This window comes from Hymenobacter artigasi (assembly GCF_012275535.1).
GTDB lineage: Bacteria > Bacteroidota > Bacteroidia > Cytophagales > Hymenobacteraceae > Hymenobacter > Hymenobacter artigasi.
The window spans coordinates 807,135-825,952 of sequence record NZ_JAAVTK010000001.1; the positions used below are offsets into that span (position 1 = coordinate 807,135).

The window sequence follows — 18,818 nt, forward strand, 5'->3', positions numbered from 1 at the left end:
GGCTAGAATTTGAAGTTGTAGGTAACTGTCGGAATAGGCTGGCCGAAGATGGACAGCTGATACCCCTTAATCTGCCCGTTCACTGCCTTGAAGTAGATGGAGTACGGGTTGCGCCGGCCGGTGAGGTTGTACACGCCCACCGTCCAGGAGCTGTGGGCCAGCTTTTTCACCTTGTGGCTGCCCTCAATGTTGAGGGCCAGGTCCACGCGGTAGTAGTCGGGCACGCGGTAGGCGTTGCGGTCCGAGTAGTACACGCGCAGCGAATTGCCCGCGTAGTACTCGGCCAGGGGCAGCGTGATGGGCCGGCCCGTGCTGTAGGTGAAGTTGAGCGAAGTGCTGATGCGCCGGCTGAAGCGGTAGTTGCCCACCATCGTAAAGTCGTGGGGCTTGTCGAAGTTACTGGGGTAGTACGCGCCGCCATTGATGATGTCGGCTGGCGTGCCCGCGTTGGCCCGCACCAGCGAGCGGGAGTACGTGTAGCTCACCCAGCCATTAACCTTGCCGGTCAGCTTCTTCACAAACACTTCCACGCCATAGGCTTTGCCCTGCGCATTGATGATGTCCGTCTCGATGTGCGGGTTGAGCACCAGCGTGGCCCCGCTCTTGTAGTCCACAAAATCGCGCAGCGACTTGTAGTACGTCTCAACCGACGCCTCAATGGTATTCGACTTAAAATTGCGGTAGTACCCCACCGAAACCTGGTCGCCAATCTGGGGGCGCACGTTGCCGTCGCTCAGCTTCCAGATGTCGGTGGGCGACACGGAGGCCGTGTTCGTGAGCTGATGGATGTACTGGCGGGTACGGGTGTAGCTCGCCTTCACCGACGACCGGTCGTTGAGCGTGTACCGCGCCGAGAGGCGGTATTCCGGCCCGTGGTACGTGGCCACGATTTTGCCCGAGGCATAGTGTAGGGTATCAATCAGGGTGCTTTCGGTGCGCGTCTCGCCGGGGGCATATTGGTACACATCGCGCGGCCCCAGGGCCTGGTACAGCGAATAGCGCAGCCCCACGCTCAGCGAAAACCGCGTGGTAATATCGAACCGGTCAGAAGCGTAGAGGGCGCTTTCCAGGCCCTGCTCGCGGGGCAGCACGTTGGGCTTGACCAGCGACTTGTCGCCCACCGGTGTGAAGCTGCCCGGCGCAATGCGGTAAAGCTGCGAGCTCACCCCAAAGTCCACCGTATGGCGGGAGTTGGGAAAGAAGCTGAAATCGGCCCGCAGTGCCGGCTGGTCAATGCTGTACTTCAGCTCGTAGGCATTCACCTTGTTGCCGGTGCTGCTGATGTTGTAGTCGTAGTGGCTGTACGCGCCGGTGAGCACCCCGTAAAACTTGTTGGTGAAGGTGTGCCGCCACTTCAGACTGGCCGTCTGGTTGAGGTAGCGGTAGGTGGTGTCGCTGGCCAGCCGGAACCGGTCGGAGCTCATGTAGGCCGTGGCATACAGCGAATTCTTGTCGTTGAACTCGTGGCTGACGTAGGCCGTGAGGTCGTAGAACGCGGCCGAGCTATTTGCGAAGTTCTTGTCGTTCAGCTGTTTCAAAATCCAGTCGGAGTAGCTGGCGCGGCCGCTCACGATGAAGGCGCTTTTGTCCTTCACCAGCGGCCCTTCCAGCGTGAGGCGACTGGTGAGCGGCCCGATGCCGCCCGAGCCGGCAAACTTCTTCTTATTGCCCTCGCGGGTAGTAATGTCCAGCACCGACGACAGCCGCCCGCCATACTTGGCCGGAATGGCACTCTTGTACAACTCCACCGATTGCAGAATGTCGGGGTTGAAAGCCGAGAAGAAGCCGAACAGGTGCGACGGGTTATACAGCGTCGCATCGTTGAACAGAATCAGGTTTTGGTCGGTAGCCCCGCCGCGCACGTTGAGGCCCGTGCTGCCCTCGCCCACCGATTTCACGCCCGGCAGCGTGAGCACTACCCGCAGCAAATCGGTTTCGCCGAAGGCCGTGGGCACCTGCTTCATGGTCTTGATGTCAATCTTCTCCAGGCCCATCTGCATGCCCGAAACGTTCTTGTCCTTTTCGGCCTCAATCACCACTTCCTTCAGGGTCACAATGTCTTCCTCCACCTCAATCTCCAGCTTGCCGTTGCCGCGCAGCACCACCTTGCGCAGGGTGTTCTTGATGCCCACGCCCCGTACTTTCAGGTCGTAGCGGCCCAGGGGCAGCGTGAGGGAGTAATAGCCAAACTGGTCGGTGCTGGCCCCGATGTTGGGCACTTCGGAGTAGATGGACGCCCCAATCACCGGCTCGCCCGATTTCAGGTCGCGGATGTGGCCGGCCAGCGTGGCCCGCCCCGCGCCGCCGCTGCCAATCTCATACACCTTGTACTCGGCGGCGCTCACGTAGCGCGAGCGGCCGGTGGGCGTGGCTGGCAGGTCGTTATTGTCGGCCCGGGCCGGGGCCGCGTCCTCCGCTTCCACCGGCTGCGGGCTGAAAAAGTCGGCCGTCATCAGCGGCTCAATGGCCCGGCCCTGGTACACAAATACCCGGCCTTCATCGTCGGTGGTAAAGCGAAAAGTCGTGTTTTGCAGCGCCTGCTCCAGCACCGTGGCCACGGGCTGGTTTTGGGCCTGCACCGTCACAAAAAGGCTGTCGACGGCCGCCGGGTCGAAGTAGAACCGCAGGCCCGTCTGAACCTCCATCTGGTCCACAAACTGCCCGAACGGCGCGTGGCTGAACGTGCCGCTCACCAGTTTGGGCGGTTGCTGCTGCCCGTAGCCGGGCAGCGCCAGCAGGCCGAAAAACACCAGCAGCAGTACAGTACAAGCTTGCTTCATCGAAAAGGAATAAAGAACCAGAGAATACTATCGGGTAAAGGCTGCGCCTTGGCCAGCGCGCTACTGCGGCGGCAGCAGGCTCACGTAGTAGCGCGCCAGCTCCCCCACGGAAGCGTCGTAATCACTTTTGCCGAAGCGCAGGTTTTTTGTTTTAATGTATTGCTGCACCTCCTTCCTGTGGTCGGCAAACGAGCGCAGAATAGCACCTTTACCATTGATAGGGGAGTAAACGCCCTCCTTTTTCAGGTAAAATTTATCGACTGCGGTAAATTCCACGTTGAGGAAGCCCTGCGCAGGTACTTCCTGCAGCTTCTTCGCGCGTTTGGCCAGCAGCTGCAAGTGGCTGTCGTCCACCAGCATTTCGTAGTAGCCTGGGCTAATCACCCGGCCCTTGCTGCTATCTGCCTCCAGTCGGATAAACCGATGATTGTCAAGGGTGAAATAGCGCACCTGCTCGTTGAGAAACCGTAGGTTCAGCGGGCTGGTTGGCTGTTGTATTATCACCTGGTCAAGCACCACGTCGTAAGCCAGCCGCAGGTCGGGGAAAAAATGGTCGTTGTAGTACACGCTCCCGGGCATCTTCTCCGGCGTGGCAAAAAACTGGTGGCCGGTGCGCGCGTGGTAGCGCAGGGAATAGTCCACGTATTCCGGCCCGTTGTAGAGCTGGGGCGAGCCCACGAAGGACCTGTTATACCGGGCCTTGGCAGCCTCCACGGCCGCTGCCAGCGGTTCGGGGGCCGGGCGCTGCTGGCCGAGGGCCGGAGCACCACGCCCCAACAGGCCCAGAAGGCCCAGTAGTGACATGTAGCGTGTTCTCATGGTCTCAGAAAGGATGATGCTCCGGCCCGCGCCGTCATACAGGCACCCGGGGCACGAAGGCAAGGCGGCGGAAAGGCATAGCATGCCCCGGCTCCGCTCGCGGTGGCGGCGGGAGGAGTGAGGCGGGTGCGCAACGGCGCAAAAGAAGCAGTGGAGGGAAGGCAACCGGCTGAAATGCTCGTCGGGGTAGCGACTACGGCATCAACCTAAGCACCGAAGATAATGAACGGCCGGTGAGGGAGCATGGAAAAGTCCCCGAATGCGCATGCGTTGAGTCATTGTTTTTTGACTGGCAGCACTTTAACTGTTAGATGCCCGGTTTATTCGATAGCGTTTTGCTTGAATCAGAACGAATTAGAAACAGCAGAATTGCCGGCGACCCGGCTTGGTACCAGCAACGGCAAAATGAGCATCAGAATTTTTAATCTTGTTTTAGTCTCGTTCTGCAAAGCATCAGAAGAGGAGCTGCCAACTCCTTAGCTTGCCGACGGGCGTGGAATGCCCCAGCCGCAATTGCCGCCCGCCAGCTCCCCATTTCCGTACACTCTCCCCATGCGCTACGTTTCCCTCGACCTCGAAACTTCCGGCTCGAACCCCGCCCGCCACCAGATTCTGGAACTGGCCGCCGTGGTGGAAGATTCCCGTCACCCGCTGCCTCTGCATGAGCTGCCCGCCTTCCGCCGGGTGGTGCGCCACCCCGAGTACGCGGGCACGGCCGGTGCCATTGCCCTCAACGCCCGCCTGTTTGAAGAGCTGGCCCGCAAAGAGCCCAATCCCGAGCTGTGCACGCCCGCCGAGCTGCTGCCCCAGCTGCGCGATTTCCTGCTGCTCCATCACTTCCGGCCCGATAAGCACGACTGTGTTTCGGTAACCATGGCCGGCAAAAATATCGGCGTGTTCGACCTGGGTTTCCTCAAAGAGCTGCCCGGCTGGGGCACTCTCGTGCGCGCCGAGCCCGCCATGCTCGACCCGGCCGCCTTCTACCTCAACTGGCGCAAAGACTCGCGCCTGCCCAGCATGAGCATCTGTAAGGCCCGCGCCGGCCTGGAGCGCGAAGTGGCCCACGAAGCCCTCGCCGATGCCCTGGATGTAGTGCGCCTGCTCCGGCCCTTCTACGAGCTACCGGTGTACAAACAGGTGCAGCCCGCCGAAGAAGCCGAGGTGCCCGAAGCACCCCGGGAAGACTAAATGCGCTGCAAACCCTTGAAGAAGTTCTCCTGGTACGACTTACCGATGGGCACAAAGTGACCCCCACTCAGGTTGGCCGTGTTGTCCTCAATGGATTCGATGTGTTGGGTATTGAGCAGATAGCTGCGATGCACCCGTATGAAGTTCGGGAACGACCCCAGCCGGGTTTCCAGCGCCTTGAGCGTGGTGTACACAATGTATTTATGCTTGGGCGTCACGATGTTGACGTAGTCAGACAGAGCTTCCACATACAGCACTTCATCGAAATTGATGCGGACCATACGGCTATTCACCTTCACAAAAAGGTCGGCGCTGGTGGGGGTGTCGGCTACGGGTGTGGCGGCGGGTGTCCGGCGCGAGGCCACCCGCTGCACGGCCTGCGTGAAACGGGCAAAGTCGAACGGCTTCACCAGGTAATCAGTCACGCGCAGCTCGAAGGCATCGACGGCGAAATCCTGCCGGGCAGTGGTGATGATGACTTCGGGTGGGTCAGTGAGCACGCGCAGCAGCTCCAGGCCGCTGAGGTGCGGCATCTCAATGTCAAGAAAAAGCACATCGACTTTATTGCCTTCGCGGAAAAAGGTGAGCCCGGCAATGCCGTCGTTTAGCGAAGCCACCAGCTTCAGGTTGGGCGTGAGTTCGACGTAGTGCTCCAGCGTGAGCCGGTTGATTTCGTCGTCGTCGATAATAGCGCAGGTCATCATAGGAGAGGAAGGGAAGCGAAAAGGGCGCAAACCGGGCAGTTGGAGATGGAACGTTTGATTCTTCGCCGATATAAAGTAACCACTCAGGGGGCAAAACGCGGCAAACACCCGGAGGTATGAAAGTACCGGAAGAGGTACGGTTTAGTTTTGAAAAGGATAATACGCAATATATAAAGTCGCTACCGAAGTAAGTGCTTCAGCTTTTCGAATGATGATGTGGACACGCACCCTGGGACTAATTTTGATGGGATGGATGAGCGTTTCGGGTGCCCGGGCTGCCGGCCACCCCAAGCCGCTCACGATAGCGCAAACCGAAGCGCGCAATGAGACCCTCACTCCGGGCTTCTCCGGACAGTTGTACGAGGCTCGCCGTGTGAGCAGTTTTCTTGCCGATGCCTTGATGCTCAATAATGTTCAGCAACATGCTGTGCAGGCCTGCACCGCCGCCAAGTTCCAGGCCCTGTCCCTGGCTGCAACGGCTGCCGACACGGCCGCCGCCCGGCAGCAATACCAGCAAGCCGTGCGACGTACCCTGGCCCCCAGCCAGCGCGATGCGTACGCCGCCCTGTGCCATCACCTGACCGACACCCTGCTGCCCCTCGACGGCTACGCGCTGGCGCTGCGCTAAGTAGTTGGCAATAAAATAGCTAGGTTAGTGGCGGGCGGCCATTTCCTGCTGCACCAGGGCCTGCACCGTCGGCTGGTCGTAGTCGGCCTCGGCCTGAATGTGGGGCATGAGGCGGGCCATGATGGCATCCTGGCGCTGGCCGGCGGCCAGGGCCTCGGCGTAGGGCGTGTCGGAAAAGGTGACCTGCGAATACAGCGGAGCCCACTGGCCGGGAAACTGGCCCGAGATTTTTGCCTCAATCTTCTTCTGAAGCAGGAAAACGGGGTCGGCCACGCGGTCACGCATCTCCACGAAGTTGTAGAGGGCCAGGTCGGCCATGGCGTCATTGTTGGGCTTGCGCTCGGCCTGGAATTCGGCAAAAATGGTGTCCCAGGCCGAGTCGCCATACTCGTCAAACAGCGCGTTGAGCACCGTGCAGTCCTCGAAGCCGGCATTCATGCCCTGGCCGTAGAAGGGCACAATGGCATGCGCCGCATCGCCGAGCAGCAGCACGTCGTCGTTGTACTTCCAGGGAAAGCACTTGATGGTGAGCAGCGAGCCCGTGGGGTGCGCAAAAAACTCCTCCGTCAGGGCCGGCATCAGGGGCACGGCATCGGGAAACACGCGGTCGAAAAAGGCCGCGACCTCGGCCGGCGTTTGCAGGGCGGCGAAGCTCTCGGCCCCTTCGTAGGGAAAAAACAGCGTGGCGTTGAAAGAACCGTCGAGGTTGGGCAGCGCAATCATGAGGTACTGCCCGCGCGGCCAGATGTGCAGGGCGTTTTTCTCAATCTGCCACGCGCCGCCCGGGCCGGCGGCAATGGTGAGCTCCTTATAGCCGTAGTCGAGAAAGTCCTGCGAGTAGTCGAAGCGGTCGGTGCGCTGCAGGGCGCTGCGCACCGCCGAGAAGGCCCCATCGGTGCCAAACAGGCGGGTATAGGGCGCGGTGCGCTCCTCCTGGGTTTCGGTGTCGCGCAGGCGCAGCTCCTTGGTTTTGAGGTCGATGCCGAGGCACTGCTGGCCGAAGTTAAATGTCACACCGGTCTGGCCCTCGGCCAGGTCGAGCAGGCGGCGGTTGAGGTGGCCCCGGTTCACGGAGTAAATGGCCTGTCCGTCGTGCCCATACGGCTGGCGGGTGAGGTTGCCCTGCACGTCGTGCATCACGCGGCCACTCATGGGAATGCCCACCTGGCGGATGTCGTTGGCCACGCCCACGCCGCCCAGCGCCTTCCAGCCCCGGTCCGACAGGGCCAGGTTGATGGAGCGGCCCTCCTGGAAGCCAGCGCGGCGCGGGTCGCCCCGGCGCTCAAACACCTCCACGGCGTGCCCGCGGCGGGCCAGGTACAACGACAGCAAAGAACCCACCAGCCCGGCACCCATTACGGTGAGGCGTTCGGTGGTGGGGTGGGCGGGGGCGGGGGTGGCCATAGGGAGCGGTGCTTGATGTAGGGGTGGGGCAGAAGCCGCGACGAAGCTACTACGGCCCGTGCGGTTAGCGGGGCGGGCTCAAAAATCCCGACGAGGTATCAATTGCATTCATCGCTTAAAGTTTATAATTGGTCGTAAAATCAGCTGGTCAGACAACGTTTGCCAGACCTTTGACGAATTAGAACTAAAACAATTTTTGCTATGACACATTTTCGATTCCGATACAAGCGGGTAGGCTATATGCGGTGGCGGTGCCGGGCGACCCGGATTCGGACGGCAGTGCTGGTGTTGCCCTTGGTAGCTGCCCGGCAATATGCGCCCAGCACGGCGGCGTGGCGACGGACGCAACCCATCGTGCTACCACCGGCTCCCGTCCGCTCCATGCTGCAGATTGGAAACTACCTGGTGGGGGAAGATGGCGACCCGCAATTAACCGGGCATCCCGATATCAGATACTAACTAATTATTATTCAGAATAGATAACTCGACTATCGGAACAATGAAATAAGCGCATGCTGCGCTTGATATCGGGAAAAAGTAGTAGGTTTGCATACTATTTTTAAAAATTCCCGAATAATGCAACAACGTTACTTCTTTCTAATCCTATGCCTGATGCTGGCGTTTACTGGCTGGGCGCAGGTACCACAAACCATTAGCGGCACCGTGCAGACGGAGGCCGGAATGCCCCTGCCAGGGGCTACTATTTTCTTCAAAAGCACCTACAACGGCGGTAGCACCAACGAGGAAGGCCAGTTTCAGATAAAAGCGGATTTTTCCAAGGGACCGCAGGTGCTGTCCATCTCTTTTGTGGGCTACGAAACCCAGACGCTCACCCTGGCCCAGCCCGACAATGCGCTGGTGGTAACACTGCGCCCCAGCGCCGTGCTCGACCAGGTAGTGGTGGCCGCTTCCCGCGTAGAGGAAAGCATCGGCCAGGTGCCGGTAACGGTGGAAAAGCTCAACCAGCGCCAGGTGGAGCAAATCACGACCCCCGATTTGGTGGCTGGCCTCGGCCGCTTCAAGGGCATTGATGTGAGCAGCTCCAGCTTGCTCACCACTAGCTTCAGCACGCGGGGCTTCAACTCGTCGCGCTCGGAGCGCGTCATTCAGCTCTCCGACTACATGGACACGCAGGTGCCCAGCCTGAGCAGCTACTTCGGCAACCTGCTGGGTGCGCCGGTGCTCGACGTGGCCAGCGTGGAGATTGTGCACGGCCCGGCCTCGGCCCTCTACGGTGCCAACGCCTTCAACGGCGTGCTGCTCACCAACTCGAAAGACCCTTTCAAAGACCCCGGCCTGACGGTGCGCCTGCGCGGCGGCAACCGCGACCTGCTGGACGGCCAGCTGCGCTACGCCACCAAAATCGGCGAGCGGGTGGCGTTCAAAATATCGGGCGGTGCCACGGTGGCCAACGATTTTATCGCCGACAATAAAGACGCGACTTCGTCCCTGATTGAGCCGGCCAACAACCCGCAGGGTTCGGCAGCGGGCTACGACGCGGTGAGCCGTTACGGCGATGTGAACACGGGCTATGTTTTTGCCAATGTGCTGGTGAACCCGGCCACGCGCCAGCCCTACACCAATGCCCAGGGCCAGCCCATCCCGACGCCGGCCGAGCTGCGCGGCAAAACCTTGTTTCTGCCCGGCTTCTCCGAAAGCGAGCTGGTGGCCGGCGACAACAAAACGCATTCCTACAAAGTCGCGCCCAGCTTGTCGGTGCTCCTCACCAACAGCATCAAGGCCACGGCCGATTATAAGTACACCAACGCCACCACCACGTACCAGAGTGCCAGCCGCTACCGTTTCGTGAACGGGGGCGCGCACCAGGGCCGGGTGCAGTTGGAAGGCCGCAACTGGTTTGTGCGGGCCTTCACAACGCACGATTTCTCGGGCGGCACCGGGGCGCAGGCCGATGGTTCGTACAACCTCGGCTTCCTGGGAGGCTTCCTGCAAAACCAGGTAGTGCCCGGCGCTACCACCACCACTTACGGCCAGCGCTACGTGGCCACCTACCTGGGCGGCCTGGCCGCCGGCTTGCCCGTTGCGAACGCTGCTTCCGGGGCGGCGGCTACCTTGCTGCAGCCCGGCACCAAGGACTTTAACGATGCCCGCAATAAGATTATCCATGACCCGACGCCCGGGCAGGGCGCGTTGCTGGTTATTCGCTCCATTCTCAACGAAGGCAGCGGCCAGTACACTTTCAACAACAACATTGCCGACCTGACCGTGGGCGCGGCCTACCGCCAGTACCTGCTGGGCTCCGATGGCAGCCTGTTTGAGGATACCAAGGGTGGCGAACGCATCAAAAACTATGAGTACGGAGCCTACGCCCAGGCCACCAAAGCCTTGTTCGACAACCACCTGAAGCTGGCCGCCGCCGGCCGCGTCGACCAGTTTCAGAACTTCGGCACCGCGTTTTCGCCCCGGGCTTCGGTTGTTTTCTCGCCGGGGGCCGATAAGCTCCAGAACTTCCGCGCCAGCTTTAGCCGCGCCTTCCGGGCACCTACGCAGAACGACCAGTACATCAAGCTCGACGTGGGCCGGGCCTTCCTGCTGGGCAACGTGCGCGGCGGCTTCGACGGCTACACGCTGGACGTGCTCAAGGGCGCGTCGCCGGCCGATGCCGCCAACCTCTACCACGCCGACAAGCTGCGCCTCGAAGAAGTGAACAGCTACGAAGTGGGCTACCGCGCCGAGCTGTTCAAGAAGCTGTACATCGACGTGGACTACTTCTACAGCACGTATAACAACTTCATTGCCACCCAGAACTTTGTGGGCCGCTTGGATGGCACGCGCCCCGCGCCGGCCGAGCTGGCCACCACCAATGCTTCCGGCAGCAACGTGCGCGTAATTCAGATTGCGGCCAACGTGGACCAGCGCGTGCAAAGCCAGGGCGCAGGCGTCACCCTGAGCTATGCCTTCGCTCCGGGCCTCACCCTCAATGGCAACTATAGCTACAACGACCTCATCACAAAAGATTTCAAGGCCGGTACGCAGTCGTTCTTCAACACGCCAAAGCATAAGTTTAACTTCGGCATCGATGGCCAGTTGCTGAACCGCGCCCTGAGCTACAACGTGAACTACCGCTGGGTCGACAGCTTCGTTTACGAGTCCACCTTCGCCACCGGCACCGTGTCCACGGCCCAGACCGTGGATGCCCAGCTGGGCTACACCCTCAAGGCCCTGCACACCACGCTACAGGCCGGCGTCACCAACCTCTTCGATACCGCCAACCTGCAGGTATACGGCGCGCCCAGCTATGGCCGCATCGGCTATTTCGGGCTGCTGTTCGATATCAAGTAGAAAAAAAATTGCCGGCAGAAAGCCCCAACCAGTTTCTGGTTGGGGCTTTTTTTATGGCTGCCGAATGAGGGGGTTTTGCTACTGTGGCGCTTGTTAGCCAGGCTGGTACACTCCTTGTAAAAGCCTGGGTGCCGCAGCTGTAAGCAAGCTGGAACACGGTTGAGGTAACCAGCGCTTCTCACCGCTATTATTCGCCCCATTTATGCCCCGTTCTACCGCTGCCAGCCGCCCGGCCCATGCACCTGCCGCCTTGCCCGAGTCATCCCTCCCCGCAGATGAGCCCCCAGCTGCCGCCCGACCCGGCGAGGCAAAAGAAGTACAGCTCCTTTCAACCCCGGTTTTGCGAGTGGGCGAGTACGAAGTGGGCGACGGCTACTGCCCCCGCCTGCATGGCCACCCGGGCATCCGCTACTAGCCGGCTGCCCCCGCCACCCACCGAAAAGTGAGGTTGAGCCGTGGGCCGATGGGCCGGGCGGTTTTGGGCAGCGCGTGCTGCCAGTGCTGCTGGGTGGGGCCACGCATCAGCAGCAGGCTGCCGCTGGGCAGGTCGAGGCCGAAGGGCGCGTGGGCCAGCTCGGCCCGAGGCCGCAGGCGGAAGCGCCGGGTAGCCCCCAGGCTAAGCGAGGCGATGGCCGGCGCGGGGCCTAACTCGGGCTCATCGTCGGCGTGCCAGCCCATGCTGTCGCGGCCGTCGCGGTACAGGTTCAGCAGCACGCTGTTGAAGCGGGCCCCGGTGGTGGCCTCAAGGCGCTGGCGCAGCGCCTGCAGGGCGGGCAGCCAGGGGCGCGGCTCCCAGGCCAGGCCCGAGTAGGTGTAACGGGCCTCCGCATCGCCATACCAGGCAGTGAGGCGCGGCTGCGGGATTTCCTGCCCAAAAATGCGGATGGACCGCTGCTCCCAGGCCACGGCGGTGGTAAGCTGCGCGAGCAGTGCATCCGCCTCCGTAGCCGGTAAAAAAGCAGGGTCGAACAACAGCTCGGCCTGGGGTAGGGGCAACGGTAAGAGAGCCATAGCAAACGAAAAATATTCGGGTCAACCCACGCGGGTATGAGCGATAAATCAAGAAATGCGGTCCGATAATTCAAATAGAACTCCCGGGCACCACGGCAGTAAAGCGCCCCGGTGGCGGGAGTGCCTTTGAAGGGGGGGCAATACACCAGGCTACAAACCAGATACAAACAGACCTCCGGCCTGCCCCCGCCCAACCATCAGCCTGAGCCGTGTGCTGAACAAGTGCAGACCGGAGGCCTGGGTTTAGTGGGCGCGAAGCCCGGGGCAATTACGCCGCTACCGGAATGCTGGCTACAGCCGCTCGCAGGCGCTGGGCCACCTCGGGCACGCCCAAAATCACCAGCGTTTCGAACAGGTCGGGGCCGGCGGCGGCACCGGTCACGGCCACGCGCAGGGCTTGCAGCACCTGGCCGGGCTTGAGGCCCTGGGCCGCCATCGTATCGTTGAACAGGGTTTTCAGGCCTTCGGCCGAAACTTCAGGGGCGGTGGGCAGCGCCTCGGCGTAGGCTGTGAGGGCGGCGGCCACGGGAGCGTTCCACTTCTTGCTCACCACGGTTTCGTCGTACTCGGTCGGGGCCTGGAAGAAATATTTGGCTTCCTGCCAGAAGTCCTTCGGGAAGCTCACTCGCTCCTTCATTACCCCCACAATCTGCTCGGCTTTCTCCTGACTGCACACAATGGCGTGCTCGTGCAGGGCCGTGAGCAGGTAGGGTGCTAGCTCGGCGTTGGATTTGGCGCGCAGGTAATGCTCGTTGAACCACTTCACCTTGTTCTGGTCGAACTTGGCCGGCGACTTGCTCACCCGCTCAATTGAGAAGGCCTGAATCAGCTCATCCATTGAGAAAATCTCCTGCTGGGTGCCAGGGTTCCAGCCCAGAAAAGCCAGGAAATTCACCATTGCCTCGGGCAGGTAGCCCTCTTCGCGATAGCCTTTGCTGACGGTGGCTTCGCCGGTTTCGCTGTCGGTGCCGTGCCACTCCAAGGGGAATACCGGGAAGCCCAGGCGGTCGCCGTCGCGCTTGCTGAGCTTGCCGGTGCCATCGGGCTTCAGCAGGAGCGGCAAGTGGGCAAACTGCGGCATGGTGTTTTCCCAGCCCAGGTAGCGGTACAGCAGCACGTGCAGCGGCGCGGATGGCAGCCACTCCTCGCCCCGGATAACGTGCGAAATCTCCATCAGGTGGTCGTCCACGATGTTGGCCAGGTGGTAGGTCGGCATGCCGTCCGACTTCATTAGCACCTTGTCGTCCACGGCGCTCGAATGCACCACCACCCAGCCGCGAATCAAATCCTGAAAGCGGATTTCCTCTTTGCGGGGCACTTTCAGCCGGATTACGTATTGCGCGCCGCCGTCCAGCAGGGCCTTCACCTCATCTTCGGGCAGGGTGAGGGAGTTGCGCATCTGGGCGCGGGTAATGGAGTTGTACTGCGGATTGGGCACTTTGGCGGCCTGCAGGCGGGCGCGCATGGCGTCCAGCTCCTCAGGGGTATCAAAGGCGTAGTAGGCATGACCGGCCGCGATGAGCTGGTCGGCGTACTGCTTGTACATGGGTTTGCGCTCGCTCTGCTTGTAGGGGCCGTGGGGGCCGCCCACACCCTGGCCTTCATCAATCACGATGCCGACCCAGGCCAGCGCCTCCAGAATGTAGGCTTCGGCCCCGGGCACGAAGCGGTTCTGGTCGGTATCCTCGATGCGCAGCAGCATCTTGCCGCCCAGCTTGCGGGCCAGCAGGTAGTTGTATAGGGCGGTGCGTACGCCGCCAATGTGCAGCGGCCCGGTGGGCGAAGGTGCGAAACGCACCCGAACTTCTCTCTCGGTCATAACAGAAAAAAAGCGCGCCCCGGAGTTCGGAACGCGCCACAAAGGTCGGGGTCATTTATCATTTAACAATTATCATTTAACAGCCGTCCTGGCTGACCAGCTGCCACAATGAGAACGACTGTCAAATGGTAAATGATAATTGTTAAATGAAAATCAGTCCCGGTTTTTAAAACCCAGCCAGAGCACCAGTCCGAGCAGCGTAATGCCGCCCCTGATGCCCCAGGCCACTGCGGTACCCCACTGGTCAATCCACGTCAGAAAGACGTAGTGAATATTGGGGTTGATGAGCGGCAGCACCAACGAAATAAGCCCAATAATGAGCAGGCCGAGTCCAAGTTCTTTCATAAGCAGTAGAACGCGCATTAGCTTGTTCTGGCGGCTAACGATGAAGCCAGTTCGGTAGTATGAGCAAGCTAGCGCTTGTGCTACGTTCCTACCGCGATGCAGGAAATTTCTACTTGCACATCGCGCGGGAGCCGGGCTACTTCCACGGTTTCGCGGGCCGGTGCGGTGGCTTCATCGAAGTAAGAGCCATATACTTGGTTGATGGTGGCGAAGTTGCTGAGGTCTTTCACGAAGATGCTGCACTTCACTACATCGGTCAGGGTGAGGCCGGCGGCGGCCAGCACGGCGGTCATGTTCTTCAGCACTTGGTGCGTCTGGGCGGCCACGTCGCCCTCCACCAGCTGTCCGGCGGCGTCAAGCGGAATTTGACCCGAGACGTAGACGGTATTGCCGGCCTTCACGGCTTGCGAGTAGGGGCCAATAGGGGCCGGAGCCTGGTCGGTGAGGATAATCTGGTGGGCCATAAGGTAAAATGGTAAGTGGGTATATGAGCAGGTTTGAACCGCAAATAACGGCAGTAGCCGCTTCCGTTTCCGGCAGCGGCTACTACTTGAATGAGCAATAATTTACTTGCTCACGTATTTACTATTTTATCGTTACTCCACCGTTACCGACTTCGCCAGGTTACGGGGCTGGTCGACGTTGCAGCCGCGTAGTACGGCAATGTGGTACGAGAGGAGCTGCAACGGCACTACCGACACCAGCGGCATCAGCACTTCCGAAGTATGAGGCACTTCAATCACGTACTCGGCCATGGCTGGAATCACCGTGTCGCCTTCGCTCACGATGGCGATGATACGGCCCTTGCGAGCTTTCACCTCCTGAATGTTGCTTACCACCTTCTCGTAAGAACCGTCGCGGGTGGCAATCACCACCATCGGCATGTTCTCGTCAATCAGGGCGATAGGACCGTGCTTCATCTCGGCAGCCGGGTAACCCTCGGCGTGGATATAGCTGATTTCCTTGAGCTTAAGTGCGCCTTCCAGCGCTACCGGGAAGTTATAGCCGCGGCCCAGGTACAGGAAGTTTGTGGCATCCTTGAACTCCTCGGCAATCTCCTGAATCTGGGCATCCAGCAGCAGGGCCTTCTCTACTTTCGACGGAATCGTCTCCAGTTCCACCATCAGCTCGCGCAGCTTGGTGTCGGTGATGGTGCCGCGCTTCTGACCCATAATCATGGCCAGCAGCGTGAGCACGGTAACCTGGGCCGTGAAGGCTTTGGTCGAAGCCACTCCGATTTCGGGGCCGGCGTGGGTGTAGGCACCCGCGTCCGTAGCGCGGGCAATGCTGCTGCCCACCACGTTGCAAATACCGAAAATGGTCGCGCCCTTGCTCTTGGCCAGTTCGATGGCAGCCAGCGTATCGGCCGTTTCACCGCTTTGCGAAATGGCAATCACGATGTCGCGCTCCGTGATAATCGGGTTGCGGTAGCGGAACTCCGACGCGTACTCCACTTCTACCGGAATACGGGCTAGGTCCTCAATCAGGTATTCGGCCACCAGGCCGGCGTGCCACGAAGTACCGCAGGCCACGATGATGATGCGCTGGGCATTGATAAACTTCTGCTCGTAGGCCCGGATGCCGCCCATGTTCAGGTGGCCGGCTTCCAGCTCCAGGCGGCCGCGCATGGAGTCGAGGATGGAGCGGGGCTGCTCAAAAATCTCTTTCAGCATGAAGTGCGGGTAGCCGCCCTTCTCAATGGAATCAAGCTCCATCTCCAGCTTCTGGATATAGGGCGTCTGGCTCACATCTTCCTTGCTGCGAATCTCCAGCTGGCCATCGCGGATAACCACTATTTCGTAGTCATTCACATACACCACTTCGTTGGTGTACTCGATAATGGGCGTGGCATCGGAGGCAATGAAAAACTCGCCTTCACCAATGCCAATCACCATCGGCGAACCTTTGCGGGCAGCGATGAGCTGGTTAGGCGCGTCCTTGCTCAGCACCACGATGGCGTAAGCGCCCACCACTTCATGCAGGGCCAGGCGCACGGCCTCCTCCAGCGAGCAATGGTTCTGCTTCTGAATTTCCTCAATCAGGTTCACGAAAACTTCCGTGTCTGTATCGGAATGGAAAACATGGCCCTGCGACTGCAAATGCGTTTTCAGCGCCGCGTAGTTTTCGATGATGCCATTGTGGATGATGGCAATGCGCTCTGACGTAGAGAAGTGCGGATGAGCGTTTACATCGTTGGGTTCGCCGTGGGTAGCCCAACGGGTGTGTCCCATACCCACATTGGCGTGGGTGTTTTTGTCGCTCAGGAAATTTTCTAGTTCCGCGACTTTGCCCTTTTTCTTATAAACACTCAAGTCGCCGTTGAGCAGCGCTACGCCCGCCGAGTCGTACCCGCGGTATTCGAGCCGATGCAGGCCTTTGAGGATGATGGGGCAGGCCTCACGATGGCCCAAATAAGCAACAATGCCGCACATGGCAAACAGGATTAAATTAATGAAAATTAGATATCAAGCAGGATGGCCGGCTACAGGCCACCCACCTGGCGCTAACGCTGGGAGTAGTATACGCGCAATGTTATTTTTGCGGCATCAATGGCAGCCCGGTCAAGGGTTAGGGTATTCGAGGTTAGGTTACCGTAGGAGCGGAGGCTGGGTACCAGCACCAGGGCATCGGGAGTGGTGTCAAGTTTATTAGTCAGGTAAGCTTGTAAGTAGCTAGTAACGGGAATGCTGTAGTACGGTTGGCTCGACGTGCCGTCGACCAGCAGGCTGTAGGCCGGGAAGCCGGCACCTACCTGGGGCGTTCCATCGGCCTGCACTACCCGGTCAACGGCCGTATAGTTCACGATGCGTTGCAGTACCTCATTCGCGGTGTTCACTTCCAGGGCATACAGCCGGGTAGGGTTGGTAAACAGCGCGTTGGAAAAAGGCTTTACCGGTACGCGCAGCTCAGCGCGGTTTATGGTCAGTCCGGGCTTAGCGGCTAGAGCAGCCAGGCCGGTGAAGGCAATACGCGTGCCTAGGCCCGTGCCTTCCTGGGCGTAGCTGGTGTTGTTGAGGTCGCCCGAGGCCACGAAGCCAGGGCGAGTAGCCAGCGCCTGGAGTGCAGGGGGCAACGTGTTAATAATCTGAGTGTAGTAGCGGGGGTCGCGGGCGCTGGACGTTCCGCTGGACAGGTAGGCAGATACCGGCCCGAAATAAATCGGGTAAAAGTGCTTCAGCACATTGCTGGTAGTGCCCGTTGAGTGGAAGTACACAACGAGGCGCGGTACGCCGTTTTGGCCAAAGCTCAGGATATTGGTGTTGTGGCTGGCGCTGGGGGTAATGGCCAGGCCTTTCAGCAACGAAGTAAACTTGGCCTGCGTGAAATTGGCCTGCTGAAGCTGCTGGAAAAAATTAGTGAAAAATGCTGACGACACCGCGGGCTGACCAGCAGCAGCCGTAGTGCGCTGTAGTATCAGGCGCACGGTGGGGTCGGGCGCAATGGTCGTCACTGCCGGAACGGCGGGGTTGGCGGCGGTGGCCGCTATAGCTGCCGTAACGGTTTGCACCTGGGTGCGGTCGAGGCGGCTGGTCAGGTTCTGGCCCAGCAGCGCTCCCAGCGGAGTGCTGGTACCCGCGTCGTACACCTGCCGGTCGTCGAGCGGGTTAGCAAGCTGATAAACATCGTACTGCACCGGGGTAGTGCTGCCATTCACCTTGTCGAAGCCCAGCACCACCACCACCGAATCCAAGACCGGCGCGGTGAATTTAGAAGGCAGCGAATCGGCCACCGCACCGTTGAGCACGTTGAAATATGCCCGGGCTTCGGTCACGCCAGCCACGTTGTCGTTGAGACGACCGATGAGGAAACGGTCCGTTTTCAGGCTTTGCACCGGCGCAAGGCGCACGGTACCGCTCGTCACGGGCAGGTCCAAGTATTGAGTGCTGATGCCCGTGGTATCAGGCAGGTCCACGTTGAGGGCGGTGCCCGTGTCGCAGCCCGTTAGGGCCAGTGCGGCAAACGCCACCAGAGGGGCACAGCGGCTAGTTAGCCAATTCATTGTAGAGCGCTAGGTAAGAAGAGTGCAGGTTTTCGTCGGTAGCCACCTGGCTGAGCTTGTTGTGCAGGGCGTATTCGTGAAACATGCCGTTCATGTTGTCCGAAAAATCTTCGTCGGACCGCACCACGGTATCAGCATACTCCATGCCCATTTTAATAAATCCGCTAAAATCAGCCGTTTTCAACGAAGCCATCATGGAGTCGTCGATGTCGAGCATCTTGGCTTTTTCGAGGATGTTACCTTCAAATTTGTCCATAAACTCGTTGCTGTAAATCGAGAATACCGACTTGGCATCCTTGAACACCGGGTCTTTTTTGTAGGTGGTTTTCAGGTACAACGGAATCAGACCGGTCATCCAGTCGGAGCAGTGTACGATGTTGGGTGACCAGCCCAGCTTCTTCACGGTTTCGAGTACGCCTTTGCAGAAAAAGATGGCGCGCTCGTCGTTGTCGGCGTAGAATTTATCGTTTTTGTCGACCAAAGCCGACTTGCGATGGAAATAATCTTCGTTATCGATAAAATAAACCTGCAACTTTGCCGTCGGAATCGAGGCAACTTTGATGACCAGAGGTTTTTCGTCGTCGCCAACAGCAATGTTGATGCCCGACAGACGCACTACTTCGTGCAACCGGTTCTTGCGCTCGTTGATAATGCCAAAACGTGGCACGAAAATCCGGATTTCGCAGCCCATCTCCTGCATGCTGGCGGGCAGGCGCCGCAGCATTTCAGCCACCTTGGTGGTCTGGAGAAACGGGTCAATTTCGGTGGCCGCGTAAAGGATTCGTAGCTTCGACATAAAGGAATTATTGAAGAGAAT

The 18,818-nt window shown here is 59.8% G+C and carries 15 protein-coding genes; 4 read left to right on the forward strand and 11 right to left on the reverse strand.

Translation table 11 applies throughout. The annotated features are described in order from the left end of the window. Positions 1-2: 2 nt before the first annotated feature. Both HBN54_RS03240 and HBN54_RS03245 read right to left on the reverse strand, forming a co-directional pair. A complete protein-coding gene (locus HBN54_RS03240) occupies positions 3-2,780 on the reverse strand; it encodes a TonB-dependent receptor (RefSeq protein WP_168671686.1) in 2,778 nt (925 codons plus the stop codon). Positions 2,781-2,840: 60 nt separating this feature from the next. Further along, positions 2,841-3,599, reverse strand: coding sequence for a hypothetical protein (locus HBN54_RS03245; RefSeq protein ID WP_168671687.1), 759 nt, complete (start codon positions 3,597-3,599; stop codon positions 2,841-2,843). 552 nt (positions 3,600-4,151) lie between these two features. Here HBN54_RS03245 and HBN54_RS03250 point away from each other — a divergent pair. Next, positions 4,152-4,787 (forward strand): 3'-5' exonuclease, encoded by a 636-nt coding sequence (locus HBN54_RS03250; protein WP_168671688.1) that lies wholly within the window; start codon positions 4,152-4,154, stop codon positions 4,785-4,787. On the opposite strand, the gene HBN54_RS03255 is transcribed toward HBN54_RS03250, so the two are convergent. Continuing rightward, on the reverse strand, positions 4,784-5,491 hold the full coding sequence (locus HBN54_RS03255; protein WP_168671689.1) for a LytR/AlgR family response regulator transcription factor: 708 nt from the start codon (positions 5,489-5,491) through the stop codon (positions 4,784-4,786). The genes HBN54_RS03250 and HBN54_RS03255 overlap by 4 nt on opposite strands. 400 nt (positions 5,492-5,891) lie before the next feature. Between HBN54_RS03255 and HBN54_RS03260 the strand changes: the two genes are divergently transcribed. Continuing rightward, a complete protein-coding gene (locus tag HBN54_RS03260) occupies positions 5,892-6,119 on the forward strand; it encodes a hypothetical protein (RefSeq protein ID WP_168671690.1) in 228 nt (75 codons plus the stop codon). A 24-nt stretch (positions 6,120-6,143) separates the two neighbouring features. Here the strand turns inward: HBN54_RS03260 and HBN54_RS03265 are convergent, their stop codons facing one another. Next, positions 6,144-7,523 (reverse strand): FAD-dependent oxidoreductase, encoded by a 1,380-nt coding sequence (locus HBN54_RS03265; protein WP_168671691.1) that lies wholly within the window; start codon positions 7,521-7,523, stop codon positions 6,144-6,146. 612 nt (positions 7,524-8,135) lie between these two features. On the opposite strand from HBN54_RS03265, the gene HBN54_RS03270 reads away from it, so the two are divergent. Both HBN54_RS03270 and HBN54_RS03275 read left to right on the forward strand, forming a co-directional pair. After that, the gene (locus HBN54_RS03270) at positions 8,136-10,826 is read left to right on the forward strand and encodes a TonB-dependent receptor (RefSeq protein WP_210427915.1); all 2,691 of its coding nucleotides are present in this window, start codon (positions 8,136-8,138) and stop codon (positions 10,824-10,826) included. A gap of 202 nt (positions 10,827-11,028) precedes the next feature. Further along, positions 11,029-11,241: a hypothetical protein gene (locus tag HBN54_RS03275; RefSeq protein ID WP_168671693.1), complete on the forward strand. Its 213-nt coding sequence runs from the start codon at positions 11,029-11,031 to the stop codon at positions 11,239-11,241. Here the strand turns inward: HBN54_RS03275 and HBN54_RS03280 are convergent. The 7 genes from HBN54_RS03280 to HBN54_RS03310 form a co-directional block, all read right to left on the reverse strand. Continuing rightward, entirely contained in the window at positions 11,238-11,837 is a 600-nt protein-coding gene (locus HBN54_RS03280; protein WP_168671694.1) for an alpha-ketoglutarate-dependent dioxygenase AlkB family protein, read from the reverse strand. The genes HBN54_RS03275 and HBN54_RS03280 overlap by 4 nt on opposite strands. Before the next feature lie 268 nt (positions 11,838-12,105). Beyond that, entirely contained in the window at positions 12,106-13,656 is a 1,551-nt protein-coding gene (gene gltX, locus HBN54_RS03285) for a glutamate--tRNA ligase (protein WP_168671695.1), read from the reverse strand. Positions 13,657-13,809: 153 nt separating this feature from the next. Next, a complete protein-coding gene (locus tag HBN54_RS03290; protein WP_168671696.1) occupies positions 13,810-14,001 on the reverse strand; it encodes a hypothetical protein in 192 nt (63 codons plus the stop codon). 80 nt (positions 14,002-14,081) lie between these two features. Beyond that, positions 14,082-14,465, reverse strand: a complete 384-nt coding sequence (locus tag HBN54_RS03295; protein ID WP_168671697.1) for a RidA family protein — start codon at positions 14,463-14,465, stop codon at positions 14,082-14,084. 132 nt (positions 14,466-14,597) lie between these two features. Then, positions 14,598-16,433 carry a glutamine--fructose-6-phosphate transaminase (isomerizing) gene (gene glmS, locus HBN54_RS03300; protein ID WP_168671698.1) on the reverse strand — a complete coding sequence of 612 codons (1,836 nt, stop codon included), beginning with the start codon at positions 16,431-16,433 and terminating at the stop codon, positions 14,598-14,600. 71 nt (positions 16,434-16,504) lie between these two features. Next, the gene (locus HBN54_RS03305; protein ID WP_168671699.1) at positions 16,505-18,001 is read right to left on the reverse strand and encodes a DUF4270 family protein; all 1,497 of its coding nucleotides are present in this window, start codon (positions 17,999-18,001) and stop codon (positions 16,505-16,507) included. Next, positions 17,985-18,797, reverse strand: a complete 813-nt coding sequence (locus HBN54_RS03310; RefSeq protein ID WP_168671700.1) for a glycogen/starch synthase — start codon at positions 18,795-18,797, stop codon at positions 17,985-17,987. The genes HBN54_RS03305 and HBN54_RS03310 overlap by 17 nt, the downstream gene beginning before the upstream one ends. Positions 18,798-18,818 lie beyond the last annotated feature (21 nt).

Excerpts from the sequence above, each read along its gene's own strand:
- glmS (WP_168671698.1), bottom strand. The coding sequence starts at position 16,433 with ATGTGCGGCATTGTTGCTTATTTGGGCCATCGTGAGGCCTGCCCCATC.
- HBN54_RS03275 (WP_168671693.1), top strand. The coding sequence starts at position 11,029 with ATGCCCCGTTCTACCGCTGCCAGCCGCCCGGCCCATGCACCTGCCGCC.
- HBN54_RS03280 (WP_168671694.1), bottom strand. The coding sequence starts at position 11,837 with ATGGCTCTCTTACCGTTGCCCCTACCCCAGGCCGAGCTGTTGTTCGAC.
- HBN54_RS03290 (WP_168671696.1), bottom strand. The coding sequence starts at position 14,001 with ATGAAAGAACTTGGACTCGGCCTGCTCATTATTGGGCTTATTTCGTTG.
- HBN54_RS03240 (WP_168671686.1), bottom strand. The coding sequence starts at position 2,780 with ATGAAGCAAGCTTGTACTGTACTGCTGCTGGTGTTTTTCGGCCTGCTG.
- HBN54_RS03270 (WP_210427915.1), top strand. The coding sequence starts at position 8,136 with ATGCTGGCGTTTACTGGCTGGGCGCAGGTACCACAAACCATTAGCGGC.
- HBN54_RS03310 (WP_168671700.1), bottom strand. The coding sequence starts at position 18,797 with ATGTCGAAGCTACGAATCCTTTACGCGGCCACCGAAATTGACCCGTTT.
- HBN54_RS03255 (WP_168671689.1), bottom strand. The coding sequence starts at position 5,491 with ATGATGACCTGCGCTATTATCGACGACGACGAAATCAACCGGCTCACG.
- HBN54_RS03245 (WP_168671687.1), bottom strand. The coding sequence starts at position 3,599 with ATGAGAACACGCTACATGTCACTACTGGGCCTTCTGGGCCTGTTGGGG.
- gltX (WP_168671695.1), bottom strand. The coding sequence starts at position 13,656 with ATGACCGAGAGAGAAGTTCGGGTGCGTTTCGCACCTTCGCCCACCGGG.
- HBN54_RS03260 (WP_168671690.1), top strand. The coding sequence starts at position 5,892 with ATGCTCAATAATGTTCAGCAACATGCTGTGCAGGCCTGCACCGCCGCC.
- HBN54_RS03250 (WP_168671688.1), top strand. The coding sequence starts at position 4,152 with ATGCGCTACGTTTCCCTCGACCTCGAAACTTCCGGCTCGAACCCCGCC.
- HBN54_RS03305 (WP_168671699.1), bottom strand. The coding sequence starts at position 18,001 with ATGAATTGGCTAACTAGCCGCTGTGCCCCTCTGGTGGCGTTTGCCGCA.
- HBN54_RS03295 (WP_168671697.1), bottom strand. The coding sequence starts at position 14,465 with ATGGCCCACCAGATTATCCTCACCGACCAGGCTCCGGCCCCTATTGGC.
- HBN54_RS03265 (WP_168671691.1), bottom strand. The coding sequence starts at position 7,523 with ATGGCCACCCCCGCCCCCGCCCACCCCACCACCGAACGCCTCACCGTA.